Origin of the sequence: Archangium lipolyticum (assembly GCF_024623785.1) — a bacterium.
Taxonomy (GTDB): domain Bacteria; phylum Myxococcota; class Myxococcia; order Myxococcales; family Myxococcaceae; genus Archangium; species Archangium lipolyticum.
In genome coordinates, this window is record NZ_JANKBZ010000005.1 from 272740 (window position 1) to 294222 (window position 21483).

Genomic DNA, 21483 nt, shown 5'->3' on the forward strand with positions numbered 1-21483 from the left:
CTACAGCCGCCAGGTGAGGCCCACCCCGCCCACCTGGCGGAAGTAGAACAGCTCGTTGCGCGGCAGTTGGGTACCGTACATCGCGAACGAGAGCTCCACGTCCAGGTGCTCGTGGATGGGCCGGACCAGCTTCAGCGACAGCGTGTTCTGCGCCTCGTCGTCCTCGAGCAGGATGATGTCGGGCGAGAGGTAGACGCCGTCCGGGTAGCGGTTGATGCCCAGGGCGCCCTGGGCCAGCAGCATCAACCTCCAGGGCAGGCGCACCCCGGCGCTGCCGCTCAGCCGGTGGCGCTGCACCGACTCGCCGAAGCTGTTGGAGCTGGTCTCCTGGTACGTGTACGCCACCCCCAGCGCCAGCGGGCCCTTGTAGGTGTAGCCCACGCTCGCCAGCAGGGAGCCGTCCTGTCGCCGCCCGGTCCACGCCAGCTGTGTCCCCGGTGGGTAGCGCACGGAGGCGTGATAGCGGCGCGAGCCATACTCGCCGGAGGCGGTGAGGGCGTGCCGGCGGTCGATGCGGTAGCGCGCGAGGAAGCCCACCTCGGGGCCGCCGAAGCTGGCGGCGAAGTCCGGCCGGTAGAGGAATCGGTGCGCTCCCGCGCGCAGGCGCAGGGCCAGCCGGGCGTCCGGGGCGTACTCCACGAAGGCCGTCCCCATCAGGTCCGAGTAGTCGCGGCTGCCCCCCCGCCGGTCCTTGGCGCGCCCCTCCACGCCCAGTCCCAGCGACGTGCCCAGGGCGATGGAGCCCTCCAGCGCCGCGGCCTGCACCAGCACGTCCTCGTCGGCGAAGGTGAGGTACTTGCGGACACCCCCGTCGTAGCGGCCCACGAGCTGCCAGCGGTCCGCGGTGTAGCGGCCCTCGCCCGAGGCCAGCAGGCTGAACATCAGATCCGCGGCACCGGAGCCCAGGCGCCCCTTGGAGAAGTCGCGCGGCGCGTTCCCGTCCAGCAGCGTCCGGCCCGTCACGCGCAGGGCTCCCTCCACGTCGGCGGCGTGCGCGCCACCGGCGAGCGCCAGGCAAAGCACCACGAGCGCGGAGAGGAGCCGTTTCAACGGGCGCACCATACTCCGGGCTCCGGCCGCATGCCCCGTCCGCGAGAGGGCGGCCAGCCCGGTCGAGCGGTGACGGCCCGCCCGGACGGCCGTTAGACTGTGTACCATGCGACTCACATCCGTACTCTCCGTGTGTGCCCTGCTCTCGCTCGTGGCCTGCGGCCCCCCCACCTTCGTCGCGGAGGTGAAGGGCGAGACGACCGTTCCAGGGGACCCCACGGGCATCTCCACCGTGCTGGATGCTTTTCCGGCCATCGGGAGCTTCACCAGCATCGATTTCGACCAGAACCAGGACTTCCAGAACCAGGGCGTCACCAAGGAGCAGGTGTCCTCCGCGAAGCTGCGGTCCCTGCAACTGAAGATCCTCACGCCGGCGGACCAGGACTTCTCCTTCCTCGACTCGCTGGAGTTCTACGCGAAGGCGGGGGACCGGGAGGTGCTGGTGGCCCAGAAGAAGAACATCGCCTCGCTGGGCCTCAAGGCGCCCAACCCGGTGCTGGAGATGGACCTGACGGGCGCGGAGCTCCAGCCCTTCCTCACCGCGCCCTCCATGAGCATCGGCGTGCGCGGCAAGGGCCGCAAGCCCTCGAAGGAGGTACGCCTGCAGGCCGACGTGAAGCTGGACGTCGAGGTGCGGCTGCTGAACTAGCGCAGCTGCTGGGCCTTGCGCTCCAGCGTGTCCGCGCGGGAGCCCAGCTCTCGCGCGAGCGACTCGAGCCGGGCCGCCTCCGCCTCCAGCTCCCTCAGGCTCTCCGAGTCTCCACTGGCGAGCGTCTGGGCGCGCACCGTGCCCACCTGGGGGCGGCTGTCGGAGGCCCGGGAGGAATAGGGCTGATAGTTGTTCGTCGGCTCCTGGCCATCATCCGGATTTTGAGGTGCCGGAGAGTTCACCGGCCCTCCCGCGGACGGGCTGGAGCCCTCGGTGAAGGTGGTGCCGGAGCCTCCACCCCTGCGCGGGACGGGAGCCACCGAGATGGACTTCGAGGCGGAGTCGAAGCGCAGGCGCATGTGCCGGTCCTGGTCGTCGAACATGGACTCCTCGCCCAGGAAGTCGCTCATGCGCCGGTCCAGCTCCCGCTCCTCGCGCAGCTCGGTGATGCGGGCGCGCAGGGCCTGGAGGCGCTGGTTCACCTTGTCCTCGGAGTCACGCAGGGCGTCCGCCTGCTCCAGCATGTCCTCGGGGTCGTCGCTCGTCCGAGCGCCGTCGAGCGCTGGCACCTGGGAGGGAGGCAACGCGGCGCGCACCGCGTCCCGCTCGGCGCGCAGGTCCCGCATGCGGGCGATGAGCCCGGCCCGGGCCTCCCGGTCCTTCGTGGCGTCCCACGTCTGACGCACCCGGGCCAGCTCGTCGGAGAGCGCCGTGTACAGCGCCAGGTTGCGCCGCTCGGCCTCCGCCTCCGCCCCGGCGAGTGACTGCGCCAGACCGGTGAGCTGACCGGACAGCTCCTGGGAGCGCCGCAGCGCCCCTTCCAGCTCCGGGCCCGCCACCAGCCGGCCCTTCTGCTCGGACTTGAGGGACTCGATGCGCCCGGCCAGGGTGTTGAGCTCCGCTCGCAGCAGTTGCTGACGGTCGCGCAGCTCGCGCACCTGGGCACGCGCCGTCCGCGCCTCGGCCCGCGGCGTGTCCAGCCCCGAGGCCGCCCAGACGGGGGCCCCCAGGAGGAGGAACAGCAGCGGGGGGAGCAGGGCGCGCTTCATCAAACTCCTCCTAACAGCAAGCCGGATGCCAGGGCCACTTCGCTCCCCACGGCTCGGCCGCCAGAAAAAGCCGAGCGATTCCGGGAGGTTGGCCACGGGAGTTGCATGAGCGGTAGGAGGGGAGTGACGGAAAACCACGGGGGGAGTGCTGGCGCGGTGGATTTTCGAGGGCTCTGGCTTGTGTATCTACAGTGTCGCGAGCCGCCGGACGAAGTTGCTGCTCAGGACTCCTCGGGGCGCTCGCCCTTGGAGATGAAGCCGTACTTCTCCAGCTTGTAGTACAGCGCGGACGTCTTGATGCCGAGCAGCCGGGCCGTCTCCGTCTTCACGCCGCCGGCCTTCTCGTAGGCGCGGGCGATGAGCTGGCGCTCGAGGTCCTCGAGGATGTCGGGCAGGGGCCGGTCCCCCATGGGCACGGGCAGGCCGGCGTCGGTGCGCGAGGTGGCGCTGGCGAGGTGCTGGGGCAGGTCCGTCTCCGAGAGCGTCTCGCCCTCGGCGAAGACGAGCGACTGCTCGATGACGTTCTCCAGCTCGCGCACGTTGCCCGGCCAGGCGTAGCGCGCCAGCGCGCGCAGGGCGCTGTCCTCGAGCCCCTTCACGCGCTTGTTCACCCGGGGGGCGTGCTTCGCCACGAAGTAGCGGGCGAGCGCGGCGACGTCCTCGGGGCGCTCGCGCAGGGGGGGCAGTTGGAGGGGGACGATGTGCAGCCGGTAGTACAGGTCCTCGCGGAAGCGGCCCGCCTTCACCTCGGCCTGGAGGTCGCGGTGCGTGGCGCTCACCACGCGCACGTCCACCTTGAGCGTCTCCTCGCCGCCCACGCGCTGAATCTCCTTCTCCTGGAGGACGCGCAGCAGCTTCGTCTGCACGGAGTGCGGAATCTCTCCAATCTCGTCCAGGAAGAGGGTGCCACCGTCGGCGAGCTCGAAGCGGCCGAGCTTGCGCTTGACGGCCCCGGTGAAGGCGCCGCGCTCATGACCGAACAGCTCGCTCTCCAGGAGCGTCTCGGCGAGCGCCGCGCAGTGCACGACGATGAAGGGCCCGTCCTTGCGCGGGGAGAGCTGGTGGAGCATGCGCGCCACCAGCTCCTTGCCGGTGCCGGACTCGCCGCGCACGAACACGGTGGCGTCGGTGGCGGCCGCCTTGCGCACCATGCCGACGAGCCGCTGCATGGGCTCGCTGTCACCCACCAGCAGGTTGCCATGGGCGGAGGCGGCGTCGGACTCGAGGGCCTCGGTGCGGGCGGACAGGCGCTCCACCTGGCGGCGGGTGGAGGACAGCTCCAGGCCCTTCTCCACCTTGGCGCGCAGCACGTCCGGGGTGAAGGGCTTGGTGATGAAGTCGTAGGCGCCCTGCTGCATGGCCTGCACCGCCGTCTCGATGGTGCCGAAGGCGGTGACGACCATGACGACGGCGGCCGGATCCAACGACTTGATCGTCCGGGTGACGGCCAGGCCATCCAGCCCATCCATCTTCAGGTCGGTGACGACGAGGTCGAAGGGTGTCTTCTTGTAGGCGGCGACACCATCGGTGCCGGAGCGGGCGGCCGTCACGGTGTGGCCGGAGCGCGTGAGGGTGACAGCCATGCCCTCGCGGAGGGTGTCGTGGTCGTCGATGACGAGAATACGGGCCATGGACGCCACCTTATATCAGGGCAGAATGCGCGCCCCATGACCGTTCCCCAGACGTCCCTACACGAGCTGCTGGCCCGCCACGTTCCCTCGGATGACAAGGAACGAGAAGACGTGGCGCGGATGCTCGCATTCGCCAAGGAATTGGAGCAGCCCTTCTCGCGCAAGCAGCCGCGGGCGCACTTCACGGGTAGTGCGGTGGTGGTGGATCCGGCGGGCGAGCGGGTGGTGATGGTGCTCCACGGGAAGCTCAACCGCTGGCTGCAGCCGGGCGGGCACTCGGAGGAGTCGGACGCGGGCGGCATGGAGGCCACCGCGCTGCGCGAGGCCCGTGAGGAGACGGGATGCCGGGTGCGGTTGCACGAGCGCGCGCCGAGGCCGCTGGACGTGGACGTGCACTCCATTCCGGCGCGCAAGGACGAGCCGGAGCACCTGCACCTGGACGTGCGCTACCTGGTGGTGGCGGAGGATCCGGAGTCGCTGGCGCACGACCCGAACGAGTCCTCGGGCGCGCAGTGGCTGTCGTGGGACGAGGCACTGGCGCGGGTGGACGAGGCGCCGCTGCGGCGGCTGATGGAGAAGGCCCGGGCGGTGGTCCGCGGGGGCTGAGGCGGCCCCCGGCTCAGGCCCGGGAGAGGGGCAGGGGCGTGACCGACCGGCGTGGCAGCCGCACCGCGAAGCGGGTGCCTTCCTCCGCGCTCGACGTCACCTGGATGCCTCCTCCATGCGCCAGGACGATCTGCCGGGTGATGTAGAGCCCCAGCCCCACGCTCCCCGCTCCGCTTCCGGCCTGGCGCCCCCGGCGGAAGGGCTCGAAGAGTCTGGGCAGCAGTGCGGACTCGATGGGCGTGCCCTGGTTGCGCACCTCCAGCAGCACCTCCCCGGCCACACCCTGGCAGCGCACCCTCACCGGCGTTCCCTCGGGGCTGTGCTGGATGGCGTTGCCCACCAGGTTGCCGAGCACCTGGGCGATCCGGTCTCCATCCCAGTGACCCAGGCCCTCGCCCTCCTGCTCCAACTCCACCTCCCGCTCCGGGTGGCTGGCGGCCAGCTCCTCCACCACGCCGCGCGCCAGCTCGAAGAGGTCCATCTCCTTGCGCTCCACGCGGATGCCTCCACCCAGCCGCGCCTGACTGAAGTCCAGCAGGTCGCGGATGAGGCGGGTGGCCCGGTCCGAGGCGGAGATGATGCGGGTGAGGCCCTTGCTCTGCCGCTCGTCCAGTCCCTCCCGCGCCAGCAGCATGGAGGCGGAGATGCGGATGACGCTCAGGGGGTTGCGCAGATCATGGCTGACGATGCCGAGGATCTGCTGCTCGAACTCGGCCAGCTGGCGCGCCTCGGCCTCCTGCTGCTTCTGGGCGGTGATGTCCACGCAGGCGCCCGTCATGTAGAGAGGCCGCCCGCTCACGTCGACGAACGTCTTGCCCTTTCCGCTGATCCACCGCACGCGCTCTTCCGGTCCCATCACGCGGAAGTCCATGTCGAAGTCCGCGCCCTCGCGCTCGCAGGCCTCGCACCGGCGCATCACCCCGGTCCGGTCCTCCGGGAGCACCAGGGCGAAGAAGTCGTCCATGGTCTGCACCGTCTGGCCCGGTGGCAGGCAGAAGAGCTGGTCCAGGTTCTCGTCCCACTCCAGCCCGCGGGTGCGGATGTCCCAGCGGAAGGTGCCGGTGCCGCTGGCCCAGAGGGCCGCGCGCAGCCGCTCGTCCCGCTCCTGCAGCGTGGCCTCCATGCGCTCGCGCTCCGCCAGCAGGTTGCGCAGCTGGGCCTCGCTCGCCTCGGCGGCGGCGCGGGCCTGCTGCGCGGCCTCGTAGAGCCGGGCACGTTCCAACGCCTGGGCTCCCTGGCGCGCCAGGGCGAGGATGAGCTCCCGCGCGTCCGGGGACAGCGTACGCGGCTGCGTGAAGTTCACCACCAGGGCGCCCATCACTCCCCGGCTGCCGCGCAGGGGCATCACCGCCGAGGCCTCGAAGGAGTAGCCCTGCCCGGCGAGCAGGGGGTAGCGCCGGTCCCGCTCCGGGGCATCGGCGTAGGTGACGAGCTTGTCCGTGCGCACCGCGTCCGTCAGCGCCAGGGGCACGTCGAGCGGCAGCCGCTCGAGGCCTCGCGTCAGCGGCCGCACGTTGTCGCTGGTGCTCACCAGGTCGAGCGCCTGCCCATCCTCGGACACCAGCCACACCGCTCCCGCCTGGGCCTCCAGTGCCGCCACGCCCTGGTGGACGATGACGTCCATCACCTGGCGGGGCGTGGGCGCCTCGGAGAGCGCGGCGGTGACGGCCTGCAGGCGCGCGGTGCGCTCCTGGGTCCGCCGCTGGTCGTCGATGTCGGAGTTGGTGCCGAACCAGCGCAGCACGCGGCCGCGCGAGTCCCGCATGGGCAGCGCCCGGATGAGGTTCCAGCGGTAGGTGCCGTCGCCGCGCCGGACGCGCACCTCCACCTCGTAGGGGTCTCCCGTGCGCAGGCTGTACTGCCAGCGCTCCATCAGCCGGGGCAGATCCTCCGGGTGCACGACCCGATGCCACTGCTCGGGTTTTCCGGGAGGCATGCCGGTGAGCTCGAACCCGCGGCGGCTGATGTAGTCCAGCACGCCGTCCGGCCGGCTCGTCCAGATGGTGAGGGGCAGCAGCTCGGCCAGGGTCCGGTATTGCTGCTCCGCCTGGTGCAGGCGCTGGGCCTGGCGCAGCAGGTGACCGAGCCGCTCCGGGGTGAGCGCCGACTTGCCGAGGTAGTCGGTGGCGCCCGCCTTCATCAGCTCCACGGCGATGTGCTCGTCGCCCTGGCCGGTGAGCATGATGATGGGCGTCTCCACCAGGGCGGCGCGAGCCTTGCGCAGCACCTCCAGGCCGTCCTGGACGGGCATCTGGAAGTCCATCAGGGCGCAGTCGAAGGACTCCGCCATCAGGGCCGAGAGCGCGGCCGCGCCATCCGTCACCTCGACGAGCTGGGCGGACAGGCCGGCCTGGTGCAGGGCACGCCGCACCGCCAGCCGGTCCACCTCGTCGTCGTCCGCCACCAGCAGGCGCAGCGGTTGTTCCTCCATGTGCTCCTCGGCCCTCACGGCATCTCCACCCGCATCCAGTATGTGTTGAGCGCCGCCATCAGCTCCACGAAGGCCGGGAAGGCGACGGGTTTGACGAAATAGCCGGCCACGTTGAGCGCGTAGCTCTCCCCCCGGTCCCGGTCGTCGTTGGACGTGGTGAGCATCACCACCGGCGTGGGGCGCAGCTCCGGATCCGTCCGCAGCGCGCGCAGGAACTCGAGTCCGTTCATCCTTGGCATGTTGATGTCCAGGAGGACGAGCCGGTTGGTGGCCGGCACCGCGCCCGAGCGCAGCATCTCCAGCGCCTGCAGCCCGTTGTTGGCGACGTAGAGGGGGTTGTGGATGGCGTTCTGCTTGAAAGCACGCTGGACGTTCATCACGTCCACGGCGTCGTCTTCCACCAGGAGGATGTGGAGTGTCTTGCGGGCCACGATCAGCGCCCTTCTTCCGGAGAATGCACCGGCCAGGTGAAGCGGAAGGTGGCCCCCTGGCCCGGGGCGGACTCCAGCCAGGCACGCCCGCCGCGCGCCTCCACGCTCTTCTTCACCACCGACAGACCGATGCCCGTGCTCTCCACCTCGTCCCGTGACCGGAGTGTCTGGAAGATGCCCCAGATGCGCTCATGGTACTCGGGGGCGATGCCGGGGCCGTCATCGGCGACGGAGAACTCCCAGAAGGCGCCCACCGGACGCGCGTCCACCCGCACACGGACCTCCGGGTTGCGGGCGTGCTTGAAGGCATTGCCCAGCAGGTTGAGGAACACCTGCTGCAGGGGCACCCGCTCGGCGCGCAGGGTGGGCATGCCGGGTGCGATCTCGACGAGGGTGTCGGAGGGAGGGGAGAGCAGCTCCACGCACTCGTTCAGCAACCGGCCCACCTCCAGGGGCTCCGGCCGGCCACGCATCCGGCCCGCGCGGCTGTAGTCGAGGATGCCGTTGATGAGCGACTCCATGCGCTGCACGCGCCCGCGCAGCAGCCGCATCTGCTCGCGCGTCTCGTCGGCCATCACGTCCTTCAGGTCGTCCTCTATCCACTGCGACAGGTTGGCGATGCCTCGCAGCGGTGCCTTGAGATCATGGCTGGCCACGTAGGCGAACTGATCCAACTCCTGGTTGCTGCGCTCCAGCTCCGCGAGGAGGCGCTCGCGCTCGGCCTCGGCGCGCTTGCGCTCGGTGATGTCCAGCACCACGGAGGCCACGCCGAGCGTGGAACCATCCGGGGCGCGCACGGGCGCGTAGCGGGCCAGCCAGGCGAGCTGCTCACCAGCGGAGTCGAGCCGGGTGGTGGCCTCCACCGTCCGCGTCTCCCCGCTCTCCAGTGCCTCGCGGAGGGTGCGGGCCACGTCCTCGACGCCGGGCGTGTCGGTGGCGAGGACCTCGGGCAGGGTGTGCCCCAGGTGGGACTCCGCGGACTTGCGGTTGATGACCTCCAGGGTGCGGTTGACGCGCATGAAGCGCAGCTCCCGGTCGAAGAGGGCGATGCCCGCGGGGGCCGCGTCGAGGAGCGTATCCAGCACCGCGCGCGCCTGCTCGGCCTCGTAGCGCGCCTGCTCGGCCCGGAGGGTGGCCTGCTGGCTCTCGCGGTACAGGCGCGCGTTGTCCATCGCGAGCGCGGCGCGGCGCGCGAGCTCCTCGGCCACGGGCATGTCCGCGGCACCGAAACGTCGGCCGCTGTCGGCCTGCGCCAGCGTGATGCAGCCCAGCGTCCGCCCGCGCACCACCAGCGGCACGATGAGGGAGGAGCTCAGGCCCAGGCCCCGCAGCAGCCGCGCCTTCTCCGGGTCCTTCGCGAAGGCGACGATGGCCGCGTCCGTGATGACCTCCTGCAGCTCCGAATCGCCGGTGCGGATGACGTAGCCGCGCCCCCGCGTGGCGTGCTGGAAGTCCACGGGGTTGATGCGCGACAGCTCCCAGGCGAATTCCTCCCGGGAGGGGTCCACGTGCGTCACCGAGACGCGCTCGACGCTCTCGTCGGGCCGGACCAGGTCCACCGCGCACCAGTCCGCCAGCCTCGGGACGATGAAGCGCGTGAGGTTGTGCACCGTCTCCTCGGGGTCCAACGAGATGGAGAGCAGGGCACTGGCCTCGGCGAGGAAGCCGTGCACGTCCGCGGTGCGCTTCTGGTCGTCGATGTCCGTGCACGTGCCGAACCAGTGCACGATGCGTCCCTGGGGATCGTGCACCGGGATGGCGCGGCCGAGGAACCAGCGCCAGACGTTGTCGAGCCGGCGGCAGCGGTACTCCACCTCGAAGGGCTCGCCGGTGGCCAGGCTGTGCTGCCAGCGCCGGGTGGCCTCGGGCATGTCCTCGGAGTGGAAGACGCGCTGCCAGCCCGTACCCTCCGACTCCTCGAAGGACAGGCCGGTGTACTCGTACCAGCGCCGGTTGAAGTAGTCCGTGTGGCCATCCGGCCGCGCCGTCCAGACGATTTGAGGCAGGGCCTCGGCCAGCAGGCGGAACTGGTCCCGCTCGATGTCGAGCCTCTGCTCCGGACCCGCGGGGCCGAAGAGCGGGTGCAGGGTGTCGTACGAGGTGAGATCTCCGTCGGGCTGGTGGGACACGTCGAGAGAACCTCCGGGGGGATGGAGGTGAACCTGTCCCCCCTGTCTCTTACTTCGTCCTGATGGGCTTGGATCCGACACGGCGGGCGAGCTGTCGTCCGCGCAACAGGTCGCCCAGGTGCGTGAATTTCCTGGGATGGGGGAGGGGTAGGAGGGGGGCCTGCCTACCCGGTTGGTCCACCCGAGGAGGAGAACGCTCCGACGGGGAGTGTGAGCTCGAAGATCGTGACGCCCGGGCCCTGGACGAGCCGCAGGTCTCCGCCGTGGGCCCGCACAATCTTGCGGGACAGGGGCAGGCCCAGGCCGGTGCCCTTCTCCCGGGTGGTGAAGAAGGGCTCGAAGATGCGCTCGCGCTCGGCCTCGGGCACGCCGGGCCCGTGGTCCTCGACACGGATGGAGTAGCCCTGGCCCTGGCTCCGGCCGATGAGCCGCACCCGGCCGCCCCGGGGCGAGGCCTGCACCGCGTTCTTCACCAGGTTCACCAGCGCGGCCGTCAGCAGGCTCCCGTCCGCCTCCAGCATCGCCGCATCCGCCTCCACCTCCACCTCCACCTCCCGGGCCGCCGCGTCCGCCGCGAGCAGCCCGCTCGCCTCCTGGAGCAGGTCCGGCGCGGCCACCGGCGCCCGCGACAGCGGCTGCTCCCGGGCGAAGGCGAGGAAGTCCTCGACGATGCGTTGCAGGTACTCCACCTCGCGCTGGATGCGTGACACGTGCTCGGAGGCGTCCGCGTGGGCTCCCGCCTTCAGGTCCTCCGCGAGCAACCCCGAGAAGAGGGAGATGCCCCCGATGGGGTTGCGCACCTCGTGGGCCACGCCGGCCAGCATCAGCTTGAGCTGCCGGTCCCGGCTCTCCAGCGCCTCGCGCATGACCTCCAGCTCGCGTGCCAGCACGCCGATTTCTCGCGTGGGCTCCGGGGGAACGGGGGTCGTCAGGTCGCCCCGGCCGATGCGCAGCGCCGAGTCCATGAGCCGCCGCAGCGGGCGCGCGAGCCCCCTCGCGGTGAGGAGGGCCACCAGCGCGAGCACCCCGAGCGCCACGGTGCTCGCCACCGCGAAGCCGCGGGACAGGTGGGACAGGGGCCCGAAGAAGGCGGCGCTGCCCTCGACGGCCACCGCGCCCACCACCGCGTCCGCGTTGCGCACTGGCGCGTAGCCCGTCTTGTAGAGGAGCCCGTCCGAGCCCTGGAAGAGGACCTGGCTGGCCGCGCGCTGGCCGGAGAACACCCGGGACAGCTCCAGCCTGTCGCGCGCGAGCTCCGGTACCTCGGCGCCCACCGGCAGCTTGCCTCCGGCATCCGCGATCACCCGGCCGCGCGTGTCCACCACGTAGAGCCGGCGCACGCCACTCCGGTCACGCACCTCGGTGAGCATGCGGACGAGGTTGCGCCACGTGCGAGTGCCCGCCACGTCGTCACCGGGCTCGATGGTGAGCATCCGCTCGCCGCTCACCTGGCTGGCCGTGGCCGCGGCGATGGCCGAGAGGCTGTTACCCAGCTCGTCCTCGAGGATGGAGCGCGCCAGTGCGTAGACGGCCGTGCCCGTGACGATGAGGAAGAGCAGGGTGGGCAACAGGAAGGCCGCGAGCAGGCGCGCGGAGAGCGAGCCCAGTGCGTCCTTCAACCGGGAGGTGCGGGGGGCCGGGGTGGACATGGGGGCGGTGGACTGTCACCCCAATTCTCTCAGGTCAGGCCGCCGTCGGCACGTAGGTTCTGGCCCGTCAGCCATCCGCACCGCTCGTCGAGCAGGGCGGAGACCACGCCGGCGACGTCGTCCGGTTCACCGATGCGTCCCATCGCCGTCAGGCCCGCGACGGCGGTCAGGGCTTCGGGAGGAACGCGCTCGTCGAGGAAGCCGGTTCGCGTCGGGCCGGGAGAGACGGCGTTCACCGTGATGCGTCGCTGGCCGAGCTCACGGGACGCGACGCGACAGAGCTGTTCGAGGGCCGCCTTGCTGGCGGCATAGACCGCCTCACCGGCGGAGGGCCAGGTCGTGCTCGTCGATGAGACGACAACGACCCTGCCGCCGTCGCGCAGGTGGCGCTGCGCACGCTGGAGCAGGAAGAGCGGCCCACGGACGTTGGTCGCGAATACACGATCGAAATCCTCCTCCCGGACCTCGGAGAGCGGTGCGTGCATCGCGATGCCCGCGTTGATCACGAGCGCATCGAGAAAAAGGTCATCCTCCGCTTCGCCGCGCACTGCCCGAAGGAGGGTGTCGTGATCGGCCGGGTTTGCCTGGTCGCTACGATGCGCGCGCACCTGATGGCCGTTGGCCCGCTCCTCGTCCTGCAGCGAGGCCGCGTCTTCGGCGGCGTGGAGATGGGTGAAGTGCACGTCCCATCCTTCACGGGCGAGGCGCTGCACGATCGCTCGCCCGATCCCCCGAGAACCCCCGGTCACGATCACACGCTTCATCATTCGCTCCGTTCGTCGTTCCGACCTTCCCTCTTTGCGACCGGCTGATGCTCAGGCGCGATGCCGCGGCTCGTCGAAGCCAGGGCTTCAGGTTCGTGCCATCACCGGAAACCGATGGGGCCCGGGCGGCAATTCCAGGCCGCGTACGAAGAGGTAGGCCTCCGTGTCCTCGCCGACAACCTCCGCCCGAGGCCACCAGCGCTCGGGAGTGAAGCCGAAGTGGACCGCCGTGATGGGCTGGTCGATCAATCGCGGGATGTGCGGCCGCAGGTCGAACGCCTCACGCGCGAAGATGTCGTCGATGTAGAGCGTACCGTTCTCGACGCTGGCGAACACCCAGGCCTCCGCGTGCAACTGGCGCAGGGGTCGCGAGAAGGCAGCCGCCGCATACCAGCTCGCGATCCTCGCATGGCCGCGTGAGCCAAAGCGCTCGGTCACCGTGAGCCCCTCTTCGGACAGTGAGACCAGTCCCGCGCGGATGTGGGCCTCCGCCAGATCGAGCACTGGTGCGGGCTCGCTTCCGGGGATCGCGTGGAACGCCGCGCCGAAAAGCGCCTGCTCCCGAGGCGCGAACCCGAAGCGTGGGTAGAAGCCGAGCACGTTCTTGTTGGCGAACAACAGCACGGGCGCTTCGCCGCAAGACTCGAGCGCCGCCTCCATCACCACCCGCGACAATCCCCTGCCCCGATGGGAGGGCACGCAGCCGACCGCGCCGAGCTGGTAGCCGATGACCTCGCGGCCCTCGACCCGTAGCCGCATCCGCATCACCGAGGCATTGGCCACCACGCGCCCCTCGTCGAGCACCGAGAAGGCTCGGTAGTCATCGTTCCATTCACCCCACGCGCACCAGCGCCGGAAGTCCACGGTGCGGAAGACCTGGGGCACGTAGTCACAGAAGGCGGCTTGCAGCGCGGGGTCGCGGTGGTCGATTTCCACGACGGCAGAGGTGGTCATGGCTGGATTGTGGGTGTATGCATATGCTGGAAGCAGTCCTCTCCAACACGGACCCCACCGGATTGCAACCTGTGCCCCGGGAGGAGTTGCCAGACTTGACGAAAACAGATGGATTGGGGCAGGAGGCGCGTCACGCGGCTCTTGATGCCTTGAGCGGCGGTGACCAACGGGCCATCGTTGACGCCGCTCGTCTTCTTTCATCAGGCAGGGGAATGGCAGTGCCTCTGCTAAGGAAGCTGAAGACTGAGCCCCGAGCAGTGAATCGCCAGGCGATTCTGTACGCAATCAGCTGGCAGGATGACATTCGCGCATGGTGGCCCTTGCTGAAGGTGCTCGCTGATGTCGATGAAGCTCCGGCCGTTCGGGGACAGGCTGCGGAGGGAATTGGATATCTGTTCTGGCGGAAAAGCAGGAGCAAACGGGGGTATTTGATTGCCAAGGATGTTTTGTTGTGGGCTCTCAATGACCCTTCGCCCGAGGTGCGCTACTACGCGATTTTTGCTCTCGGAGCTTCACGAGATCATTCCGTGATTGCGGCTCTCCAAGGCATGACAAAGGACTCGGGTCGGTCCAATGCCATTGTGGGGACCGTTGGTGAGGAGGCCCGCAGGGCCATTGCTTGGATTCAGGATTGAGGCGGCTGGAGATCAAAGACGGATGGTGCCCGCATGGTGCTTGCGGTACTCAGACGGCGAGACTTCCGCTGTCCCTCCGTTCCGCCTGGACTGTCACTCGCTGACGCCAGCCGGGCCGGGAGGGACCCTACCTCGACCCCTCCCAGCCACGGGCTCCATCAGTTGGCGGTGCAGGTCAGGATGGGCGAGGTGTTGGAACCGGAATACGCCGCCTGGAATCCGAAGGTCGTGCTGCTCCCTGGCTGGATGACACCGTTGTAGCTCATGTTCCGTGCCGTAACGCTCGCGCCGGATTGGGCCGGCGTGGCGTTCCACATGTTGGTGATCTGCTGGTTGCCACCGAAGGTCCAGTGGATCGTCCAGCCCCTGGTCGCGGTGGTCCCGGTGTTCGTCACCGTCACGGTGGCGCCGAAGCCGGTGCCCCACTCACTCTCGAGCTTGTAGGTCGCCGTGCAGCCGCCGGTTCCTCCCCCGGAGGACTGGGTCGTCGCGGAAACGGTGTTGGACGCGTCGCTCACGTTTCCAGCGGCATCACGCGCATACACCTTGTAGCTGTAGGCCGTGTCCGCCGACAGCCCCGTGTCCGTGTACGACAGCATGCTGCTGGGGAGCGTCGCCACTCGAGAGGTCCCGCGGTACACATCGTAACCGGTCACCGCGACGTTGTCGGTCGAGGCGCTCCACGCGAGCGACACGCTGCTCGACGTCGTACCTGTCGCCGCCAGGTTGCCGGGTGCGGTCGGGCTCTGCGTGTCGCCACCACCTCCCCCAAAAACCGAGGCCTCGACGGAGGTGGCCTCGAGGCCATTGGCACTCGTGATGAGCCAGTTGCCCCAGTCCGTGCGGCTGGCCGGATTGAAGTTGCTGACCATGTCGAGGTATTCGACGCCACCTCCGTTGCCGCTCCACGACCAGCCGATGTAGCCGATACCCAGCGACGTGGTGTACTCCGTGATTGTCACCTCATCCGGATCCCCGTCGGAGTGGTACCACCCGAACTCGCCGACGAGGATGGGCAGGCCACGGCTGGTAAACGAGTCGAGGTAGGCCTTGATCTTCGATGGGGTGTTGTAGACGCCGTACATGTGGACGCTGAAGATGGAGTTGCGCAGCGGGTCGGCCTCCCAGATCGTCTGGGCGTTGTCCCGCATGGTGTTGGACCAGTCCTGCCCCCAGTTCGGCGCGTCAATCATCAAGGTGTGCGTCAGTCCAGCACTCCGCAGGCGTTGGATTGCATCCATGGTCGCCGCGGCCCACCCCGTGTTATTGGTGTTGCCATACGGCTCATTGCCGATGTTGATGATGACGTAGGCCTCCTGGCCAACGAGCGCACTGCGGATGCTCAGCCAGTAGTCGACGGCCTGAGCGAGGCTGTAGGCGTCACTCGCCTCCCCATAACCCGTCGTGTCGTGGTTCTCGAGCACGCAGATGAGCCGGTTCTGCTTGCAGAGCGAGATGACGTTCGCCACGTCGCTGGCCGTGTTGACCGACCACCGGCCACCGCTCAGCACGACGCGGACGCTGTTGGCCCCCACCACCTTGATGTCGGCGAACGAGCTGGTCCTCTGCGGGTACCACGCGTGCGGGTGGCTGATACCGCGGATGATGAAGTCGTTGCCGTTCGCGTCGAGGAGCCGGCCGTTGACGATATGGAAGCCGCCGTCGGCGGCATGGGCGGCACTGATGGGAGCGAGGACGGAGAGCACGGCAGTCAGCACGGCGGTCGTCGCGGTGGTGAGGAGCCTTCGCCACCAGAACCAGGCACTACGGGTATCAGCGTGGTGAATCTGTCGGGACATGAGGTGTCTCCTGAAGTGAGTGATTGAGACGTGATTCACAACTTCGGCCGATGCTCTTGCTCGATGGCGTTTTCTGAATCAGTCCGTGGCCGTGACAAAAATAGACAACTCCCAGCGGCAGGCCTGGACCCGCCATGGGTCTGCAATTCTTGACAGCATTTTTCTCCCGCTCCCTGGAGGCAGTTCTCGACAGCCCTCTTTGGCCCGAGTGATGGCCGCTCCGCGGTCACAAGAGGGGGAGCGAATCACAACGTTGTCATTTTGGGTTGATGGAAAGATTCTGGCTTGATGGTAATGAGACGGCTCCTCCTGGGGTCACCGGATTGGAGTGCGCCACCGCCGGGTTGCCCTCAAACGTGAGGCGGATACAAGCCGGAACGAATCGTAACGTTGTCATTTTTGGTTGAACGAAAATCTCGGTTTCTTGGTGGTGAAGAACAGCCTCCAGTGGTTCCTTGGGATTTGGGGGAGCTACCGCTGAGTCGCCCCGCCAGACGCGAAGCGACAATGACAGTAATTGAATCAGATTGTGAAGGAATTCAAGCGAAACCGTCTCTTTCGGAATATGTCAAGTGCAGGACAGTTCTTCGGAGGCAGGAGCGCGATTCATCCGGGAGTCAATGCCGGGCCTTGTGCTCCAGCCGCTGCCAGATGGAGAAGTCGGTTCTCATGGAAAATAATGTAATCCCATGAAAACCGCCGCTATCCTCCCGCGCCTGCACATCCCGTCGGAGGAAGACAAGACATGCAAGGCAATCCCGCGGCAAAGTTCCGCCCGTTCCCGCGCGTCGGCATGCTGTTCGCCGCGCTCGTCCTGACCCTGGGAGCCAGTCCCGCTTCTGCCCAGGTCTCCAAGACGCTGAGCACCCCGGGGCCGAGCGCCCAGGCCCAAAAGGTCTACAACCTGCTCGTCGATCTGGAGAACAACAGCCGCAATGGCGTCGCGAAGCAGACCATCATGGGCCAGCACTGCGAGGCCCATAAGGAGAGTTACGCCGGGGAGTACTGGGTCAAGGTCGGCGACATCTCGGGCAGGCGTCCTGGCTTCGTGGAGTTTGATTTCGGGCCAGGGAACTACACCTCGTCCTACAACGCCCCGTACGTGGACTACGCCGTCGGCTTCGCTCGCGACCGGTTCATCTACGGCGAAGGCATCGTCGGCTTCAGCTTTCACATGTCCTATCCAGGCGCATCCACCAAGAGCTGGGAGAACAACTTCCGGCAGAGCTGGATGGACTACAACTGGATGGGCCGGGTCATCAACTGGCAGGCGAACACCTCCGAGTACCAGGCGTTCTTGAGGGATCTGTCATTCGCGGCCGACAAGCTGGCGTCTCTGCAGCAGCAGGGCGTCCCCGTCCTGTTCCGTCCGTTGCACGAGATGAACAAGAAGGGCAGCGCATCGCCGTTCTGGTGGGCGAACCACGATCCCTCTCAGTACCGGCAGCTCTGGAACATCATGCACGACTACCTAGTCAAGACTCGGGGACTGAAGAACCTGATCTTCGTCTGGTCTCCCTATGAGTGGGACGGTACCTACGGAGGAGACCCGTGGAACTACTACCCCGGTGCCGATCGGGTGGACGTCGTGGCGGTGGACATCTACCACGGCAACCCCTATTTCCCCGCCAGCTTCTACGACGGGCTGAAGGGCTACAACAAACCGCGCATGCTGGCGGAGACGGACAAGCTCCCCGTGCGCTGGGGCGACAGCCGCTATGGCACCGTCTCCGAGATCGATGCCCGTCCGTGGGTCCTCTGGTCGGTGTGGGGGGACTCGCTCCTCTACAACCTCGGTACGACCAGCCCGAACGACTGGAACGTGTCGAGCAACTACAAGGCGATCAAGGACACGTACGGTTACTATTCGAGCTACTGGCGGGTGCTGACCGGAGGCAGCAACGCCACCTACAACTGGGCCGGGCTGCGCTGAGGCACCAGGGGCTTCCTTTATTCTATCATCGCACCGATGAGATACGCGGAGCCAGAAACGGTGGAGGAGGGTGTCAGCCTCCTCTCTTCCACGGAGCACTCGCGTTGCATCGCGGGTGGCGCCACGTTGGTGGCGATGATGAACGCGGGCCACATCGCCCCGGCGATGCTGGTCAGCCTGCATCGGATGCGGGAGCTCTTCGCCATCACCGAGTCCGCGGACGGGCTCTGGCTCGGCGCCATGACACCTCATCGGGTCGTGGCCGCCGAGACACGGCTGCGCGGCTCCATGGGGGTCGTGCGCAGCGCCGCGGGCCAGCTCGCGCACCCGAGCATCCGCAACATGGGCACGATCGGCGGTTCGGTGTGCCTCGCCGATCCCAGCACCGAGATGCCCGTGGCCCTGGTCGCGGCCTCCGCCCGGGTCGAGATCGCAGGCTCTGGTGGCAGGAGGATCGTCCCCATCGAGGACGTCCTCGTGGACCGCTTCAAGACCTCCCTGGGCCGCGGTGAGCTCGTCACCCGGATCCTGATTCCCAGAGGCATCGAGGGCGCGGTGGGCCACCACCTCCGGTTCAGCCGGGTGTCGGGCGACTACCCCACGGTGTCCATCTCTCTGACCCTCTCCATGCAAGGTGACAGGTGCGTCCATGCGAGCGTGGTCGTGGGCTCGTGCGGGCCGGTCCCGCTCCACGTGGCCGCGGCCGATCAGCGGCTCCTCCACACCCCGCTCGGGGAGGAGGACGTGGCCGCGGCGGGGCAGCTCCTCGCCAGTGCCGCGGCCCCCATCGACGACGTCCGCGGCTCGGCCGAGTACCGGCGCATGTTGATTCCACGCCTGCTCGGCCGCGCCCTCTCGCAGGCCCGGGAGCTCGCCCATGTCTGACAAGATCTCCCTCTCGCTCCGGGTCAACGGCGCTTCCCATGCGCTCGCGGTCGCCCCCGAGCGGACCCTGCTCGAGGTGCTGCGCGAGGAGCTTCGTTACACGGGCACCAAACGTGGCTGTGACCAGGGAAGCTGTGGGGCCTGCATGGTCCTGGTCGACGGCGAGCCCGTCTTCTCCTGCCTCTCCCTGGCTGTCACCCTCCGCGACCGTGAGATCACCACGATCGAGTCAGTGGAGGCAGGCAACGAGCTCCATCCCATTCAGCGGGCCCTCGTCCAACATGGCGCGGTGCAATGCGGCTTCTGCATCCCCGGCGTCGTCCTCGCCGCCAAGGCCCTGCTCGATCGCAACCCGCACCCCACCGTCGATGACATCCGCCATGCGCTCGGCAGCAACACCTGCCGGTGCTCGGGCTACGCGAGGATCGTGCAGGCCATCGCTTCGCTGACAGGAGAGCGTCCATGAGCCAGTCACCCAAGCCGGGCCCCACCCCGACTCCCGTGGGAGACATCCTGGGCAGGTCCGTGCCGCGCCTGGAGGCACGCGAGAAGGTGACGGGGCGCGCGGTCTACACCGACGACATGACGCTGCCCGGGATGCTGTACGGCGCCCTGCTGGGCAGCCCTCATCCCCATGCGCGCATCCTGTCGTACGACACCTCCCGGGCCCGGGCGATCCCCGGCGTCAGGGCCGTGCTCACGGCCGAGGAGCTTCCCGACCATCGCGTGGGCAGCGTCCTCAAGGATCAGCCGTTGCTCGCGCGTGGCAAGGTGCTCCATGAGGGCGAGCCCGTGGCCGCGGTCGCCGCCGTCGATCTCCAGACGGCCCGCAGAGCGCTCCAGGAGATCGACATCCGGTACGAGGTCCTCCCCGCGGTCTTCGATCCCGAGGAGGCGCTGCGCCCGGAGGCCCCCGTCCTCCACGAGCAGCGGGACACCTACCTCGACTTCCAGGCTCCCTCGCCGGAGCGGGCCCGGCACCCCAACGCCGCCTCGCACATCCGGCTCATCGAGGGAGAGCCAGAGCAGGTGTGGGAGCGCTGCGACGTCATCGTCGAGGACGTGTACGAGACTCCCGCGCAGCAGCACATCTACATGGAGCCGTGCTCGACGCTGGCCTCGGTGGATCGCGACAGCGGCAAGGTGACCCTCTACACCTCGACCCAGTCGGTGTTCCGGGTGCAGGCCATCACCGCCGAGGCGCTGGGCATCCCCATGTCCCGGGTCCGGGTCATCGCCCCCCGGGTCGGCGGTGGGTTCGGCGGCAAGACCGAGATGACCAACCAGCCCATCACCGCGGCGCTCGCGCGGGCGGCGGGGGCGCCGGTCAAGATGACGCTCTCGCGCACGGATGACATGCGGATGATGAAGTCGCGCCACGCGTGCCGCATCCACATGCGCACCGGTGCGACCCGGGATGGCCGCATCCTCGCGCGCAAGGTCCGGATCGTCTACGACACCGGTGCCTATGCCGACGATGGGCCGTTCGTCGCCAGCGTGGGGTCCTACTTCGCGCGCGGGCCGTACCGCATCCCTCACGTCGATATCGAGTGCTGGGCCGTGTACACCAACCGGCTCCGGGCCGCGGCGTTCCGGGGTTTTGGCAACCCGCAAATCCACTTCGCCAGCGAGCTACAGGTTGATCAGCTCGCCGGGAAGCTGGGCCTGGATCCCATCGACTTCCGGCTCCGCAACGCGCTCGAGACGGGTGAGCGGTGGCTCGGCGGCGCGCCCGTCGAGAGCGGTACGCTCAAGGACTGTCTGGAGCGGGCCCGGGAGGCCTCGGACTGGGTCCGGCGCCGGAGCCAGCGGGCCGCTTCACCCGGCAAGCGGCGCGGCATCGGGGTGGCGGCCGTGGGGCACGTGTCCGGGCTGCTGGGCTCGAGCGCCACGGTCCGGCTCAACGAAGATGGGTCCCTCACGGTCAACACCGGAGCCGTGGACATCGGTCAAGGCTCGGACACGGCGCTCGCCCAGTGCGCGGCCGCGGCCCTGGGTCTCCCCCTCGAGCAGATCAACTACAGCGGCCCCGACACGGATGTGTCGCCCTACGACTGGTGCACCGGCGGAACCCGCACCACCTTCACCGTGGGCCGGGTCATCACCCAGGCGTGCGAGCAGGTCAAACAGCAGCTCTTCGAGCAGGCCAGCGAGATGCTCTCCCGCCCGGTGCGACAGCTCGAGCTGCGGCCCGGCGGCATCGTGGGAGTCCAGGGGGAGCCCGGTGCCTCCGTCACGTTCGGAGCCATCTCCGCGCGAGCCCTCTACTTCAAGGGCGGTCCGATCATCGCCAGCTCCCGCTGGCTGTTCCCGCCGACACCGATCGACACCCGCCAGACATCCGCCCAGGGACTGGCGTCGATGGGAAACGGCTTCTTCGTGTTCGCCGCGCAGGTGGCCGAGGTCGAGGTGGATGAGCTGACTGGCAAGGTCGAGCTGCTCGAGGCGTGGAGCGTCCACGACGTGGGCCGGACGATCAACCCCGCGGCGGCGGAGGGGCAGATCCAGGGCGGGTTCGTCCAGGGGCTTGGCTTCGCGCTGACCGAGGAGCTGGTGTGGAGCGAGGGCCACCTGCTCAATCCCTCGATGAGCAGCTACAAGGTCCCGGGCGCGCCCGATGTCCCGGTCGGCATCCATCCCATCCTGCTCGAGCATCCCTCGGGAGAGGGGCCGTTCGGAGCCAAGGGGGTTGCCGAAGTCAGCCTGGTGGGTGTGGCCCCGGCGATCTGCAATGCGATCCGCCATGCGACCGGTGCGACGGTCACCCGGATTCCCGCCACGGGTGAGCGCGTCCTGCGCGCGTTGCTGGCGCGTGAGGGGACCGGCTGAAGGGCCCAGGCCCGGGTAGACGCGCCACCGGCCTCCCCATGACGCTGTCGCCGTCATGA

General features: G+C 68.7%; 17 protein-coding genes. 7 read left to right on the top strand and 10 right to left on the bottom strand.

What is annotated here, in order from left to right:
- Positions 1–1062, bottom strand: a complete 1062-nt coding sequence (locus NR810_RS14005; RefSeq protein WP_257452736.1) for a hypothetical protein — start codon at positions 1060–1062, stop codon at positions 1–3.
- A gap of 94 nt (positions 1063–1156) precedes the next feature.
- On the opposite strand from NR810_RS14005, the gene NR810_RS14010 reads away from it, so the two are divergent.
- A complete protein-coding gene (locus NR810_RS14010) occupies positions 1157–1699 on the top strand; it encodes a hypothetical protein (RefSeq protein WP_257452738.1) in 543 nt (180 codons plus the stop codon).
- Here NR810_RS14010 and NR810_RS14015 read toward each other — a convergent pair.
- Complete coding sequence (locus NR810_RS14015) at positions 1696–2748, bottom strand: TetR family transcriptional regulator (protein ID WP_257452741.1); 1053 nt, start codon at positions 2746–2748, stop codon at positions 1696–1698. The two genes, NR810_RS14010 and NR810_RS14015, sit on opposite strands and share 4 nt — an antisense overlap.
- A 221-nt stretch (positions 2749–2969) precedes the next feature.
- Positions 2970–4379, bottom strand: coding sequence for a sigma-54-dependent transcriptional regulator (locus tag NR810_RS14020; protein WP_257452744.1), 1410 nt, complete (start codon positions 4377–4379; stop codon positions 2970–2972).
- 36 nt (positions 4380–4415) lie between these two features.
- On the opposite strand from NR810_RS14020, the gene NR810_RS14025 reads away from it, so the two are divergent.
- On the top strand, positions 4416–4985 hold the full coding sequence (locus NR810_RS14025) for an NUDIX hydrolase (protein ID WP_257452747.1): 570 nt from the start codon (positions 4416–4418) through the stop codon (positions 4983–4985).
- Between the two features lie 13 nt (positions 4986–4998).
- Here the strand turns inward: NR810_RS14025 and NR810_RS14030 are convergent, their stop codons facing one another.
- The 6 genes from NR810_RS14030 to NR810_RS14055 form a co-directional block, all read right to left on the bottom strand.
- On the bottom strand, positions 4999–7416 hold the full coding sequence (locus NR810_RS14030; RefSeq protein WP_257452758.1) for a PAS domain-containing protein: 2418 nt from the start codon (positions 7414–7416) through the stop codon (positions 4999–5001).
- 14 nt (positions 7417–7430) lie between these two features.
- Complete coding sequence (locus tag NR810_RS14035; RefSeq protein ID WP_257452760.1) at positions 7431–7847, bottom strand: response regulator; 417 nt, start codon at positions 7845–7847, stop codon at positions 7431–7433.
- A gap of 2 nt (positions 7848–7849) precedes the next feature.
- The gene (locus NR810_RS14040; RefSeq protein ID WP_257452767.1) at positions 7850–9976 is read right to left on the bottom strand and encodes a PAS domain-containing sensor histidine kinase; all 2127 of its coding nucleotides are present in this window, start codon (positions 9974–9976) and stop codon (positions 7850–7852) included.
- Between the two features lie 164 nt (positions 9977–10140).
- Positions 10141–11625: a sensor histidine kinase gene (locus NR810_RS14045; RefSeq protein ID WP_257452769.1), complete on the bottom strand. Its 1485-nt coding sequence runs from the start codon at positions 11623–11625 to the stop codon at positions 10141–10143.
- Between the two features lie 29 nt (positions 11626–11654).
- Entirely contained in the window at positions 11655–12392 is a 738-nt protein-coding gene (locus NR810_RS14050; protein ID WP_257452771.1) for an SDR family NAD(P)-dependent oxidoreductase, read from the bottom strand.
- Positions 12393–12476: 84 nt separating this feature from the next.
- Entirely contained in the window at positions 12477–13343 is an 867-nt protein-coding gene (locus tag NR810_RS14055; RefSeq protein WP_257452773.1) for a GNAT family N-acetyltransferase, read from the bottom strand.
- A 23-nt stretch (positions 13344–13366) separates the two neighbouring features.
- Between NR810_RS14055 and NR810_RS14060 the strand changes: the two genes are divergently transcribed.
- On the top strand, positions 13367–13978 hold the full coding sequence (locus NR810_RS14060) for a HEAT repeat domain-containing protein (RefSeq protein ID WP_257452775.1): 612 nt from the start codon (positions 13367–13369) through the stop codon (positions 13976–13978).
- Between the two features lie 158 nt (positions 13979–14136).
- Here NR810_RS14060 and NR810_RS14065 read toward each other — a convergent pair whose 3' ends face one another.
- Entirely contained in the window at positions 14137–15777 is a 1641-nt protein-coding gene (locus tag NR810_RS14065; RefSeq protein WP_257452777.1) for a cellulase family glycosylhydrolase, read from the bottom strand.
- A 745-nt stretch (positions 15778–16522) separates the two neighbouring features.
- On the opposite strand from NR810_RS14065, the gene NR810_RS14070 reads away from it, so the two are divergent.
- Genes NR810_RS14070 through NR810_RS14085 form a run of 4 tightly spaced genes read left to right on the top strand, consistent with a single transcriptional unit; the run spans position 16523 to position 21424 of the window.
- A complete protein-coding gene (locus NR810_RS14070) occupies positions 16523–17710 on the top strand; it encodes a glycoside hydrolase family 26 protein (protein WP_257452779.1) in 1188 nt (395 codons plus the stop codon).
- Between the two features lie 36 nt (positions 17711–17746).
- Positions 17747–18595, top strand: coding sequence for an FAD binding domain-containing protein (locus NR810_RS14075; protein WP_257452781.1), 849 nt, complete (start codon positions 17747–17749; stop codon positions 18593–18595).
- Entirely contained in the window at positions 18588–19061 is a 474-nt protein-coding gene (locus NR810_RS14080; RefSeq protein ID WP_257452782.1) for a (2Fe-2S)-binding protein, read from the top strand. Before NR810_RS14075 ends, NR810_RS14080 begins: the two co-directional genes overlap by 8 nt.
- Positions 19058–21424, top strand: coding sequence for a xanthine dehydrogenase family protein molybdopterin-binding subunit (locus NR810_RS14085; protein ID WP_257452784.1), 2367 nt, complete (start codon positions 19058–19060; stop codon positions 21422–21424). Before NR810_RS14080 ends, NR810_RS14085 begins: the two co-directional genes overlap by 4 nt.
- The last annotated feature ends 59 nt before the right edge of the window (positions 21425–21483 follow it).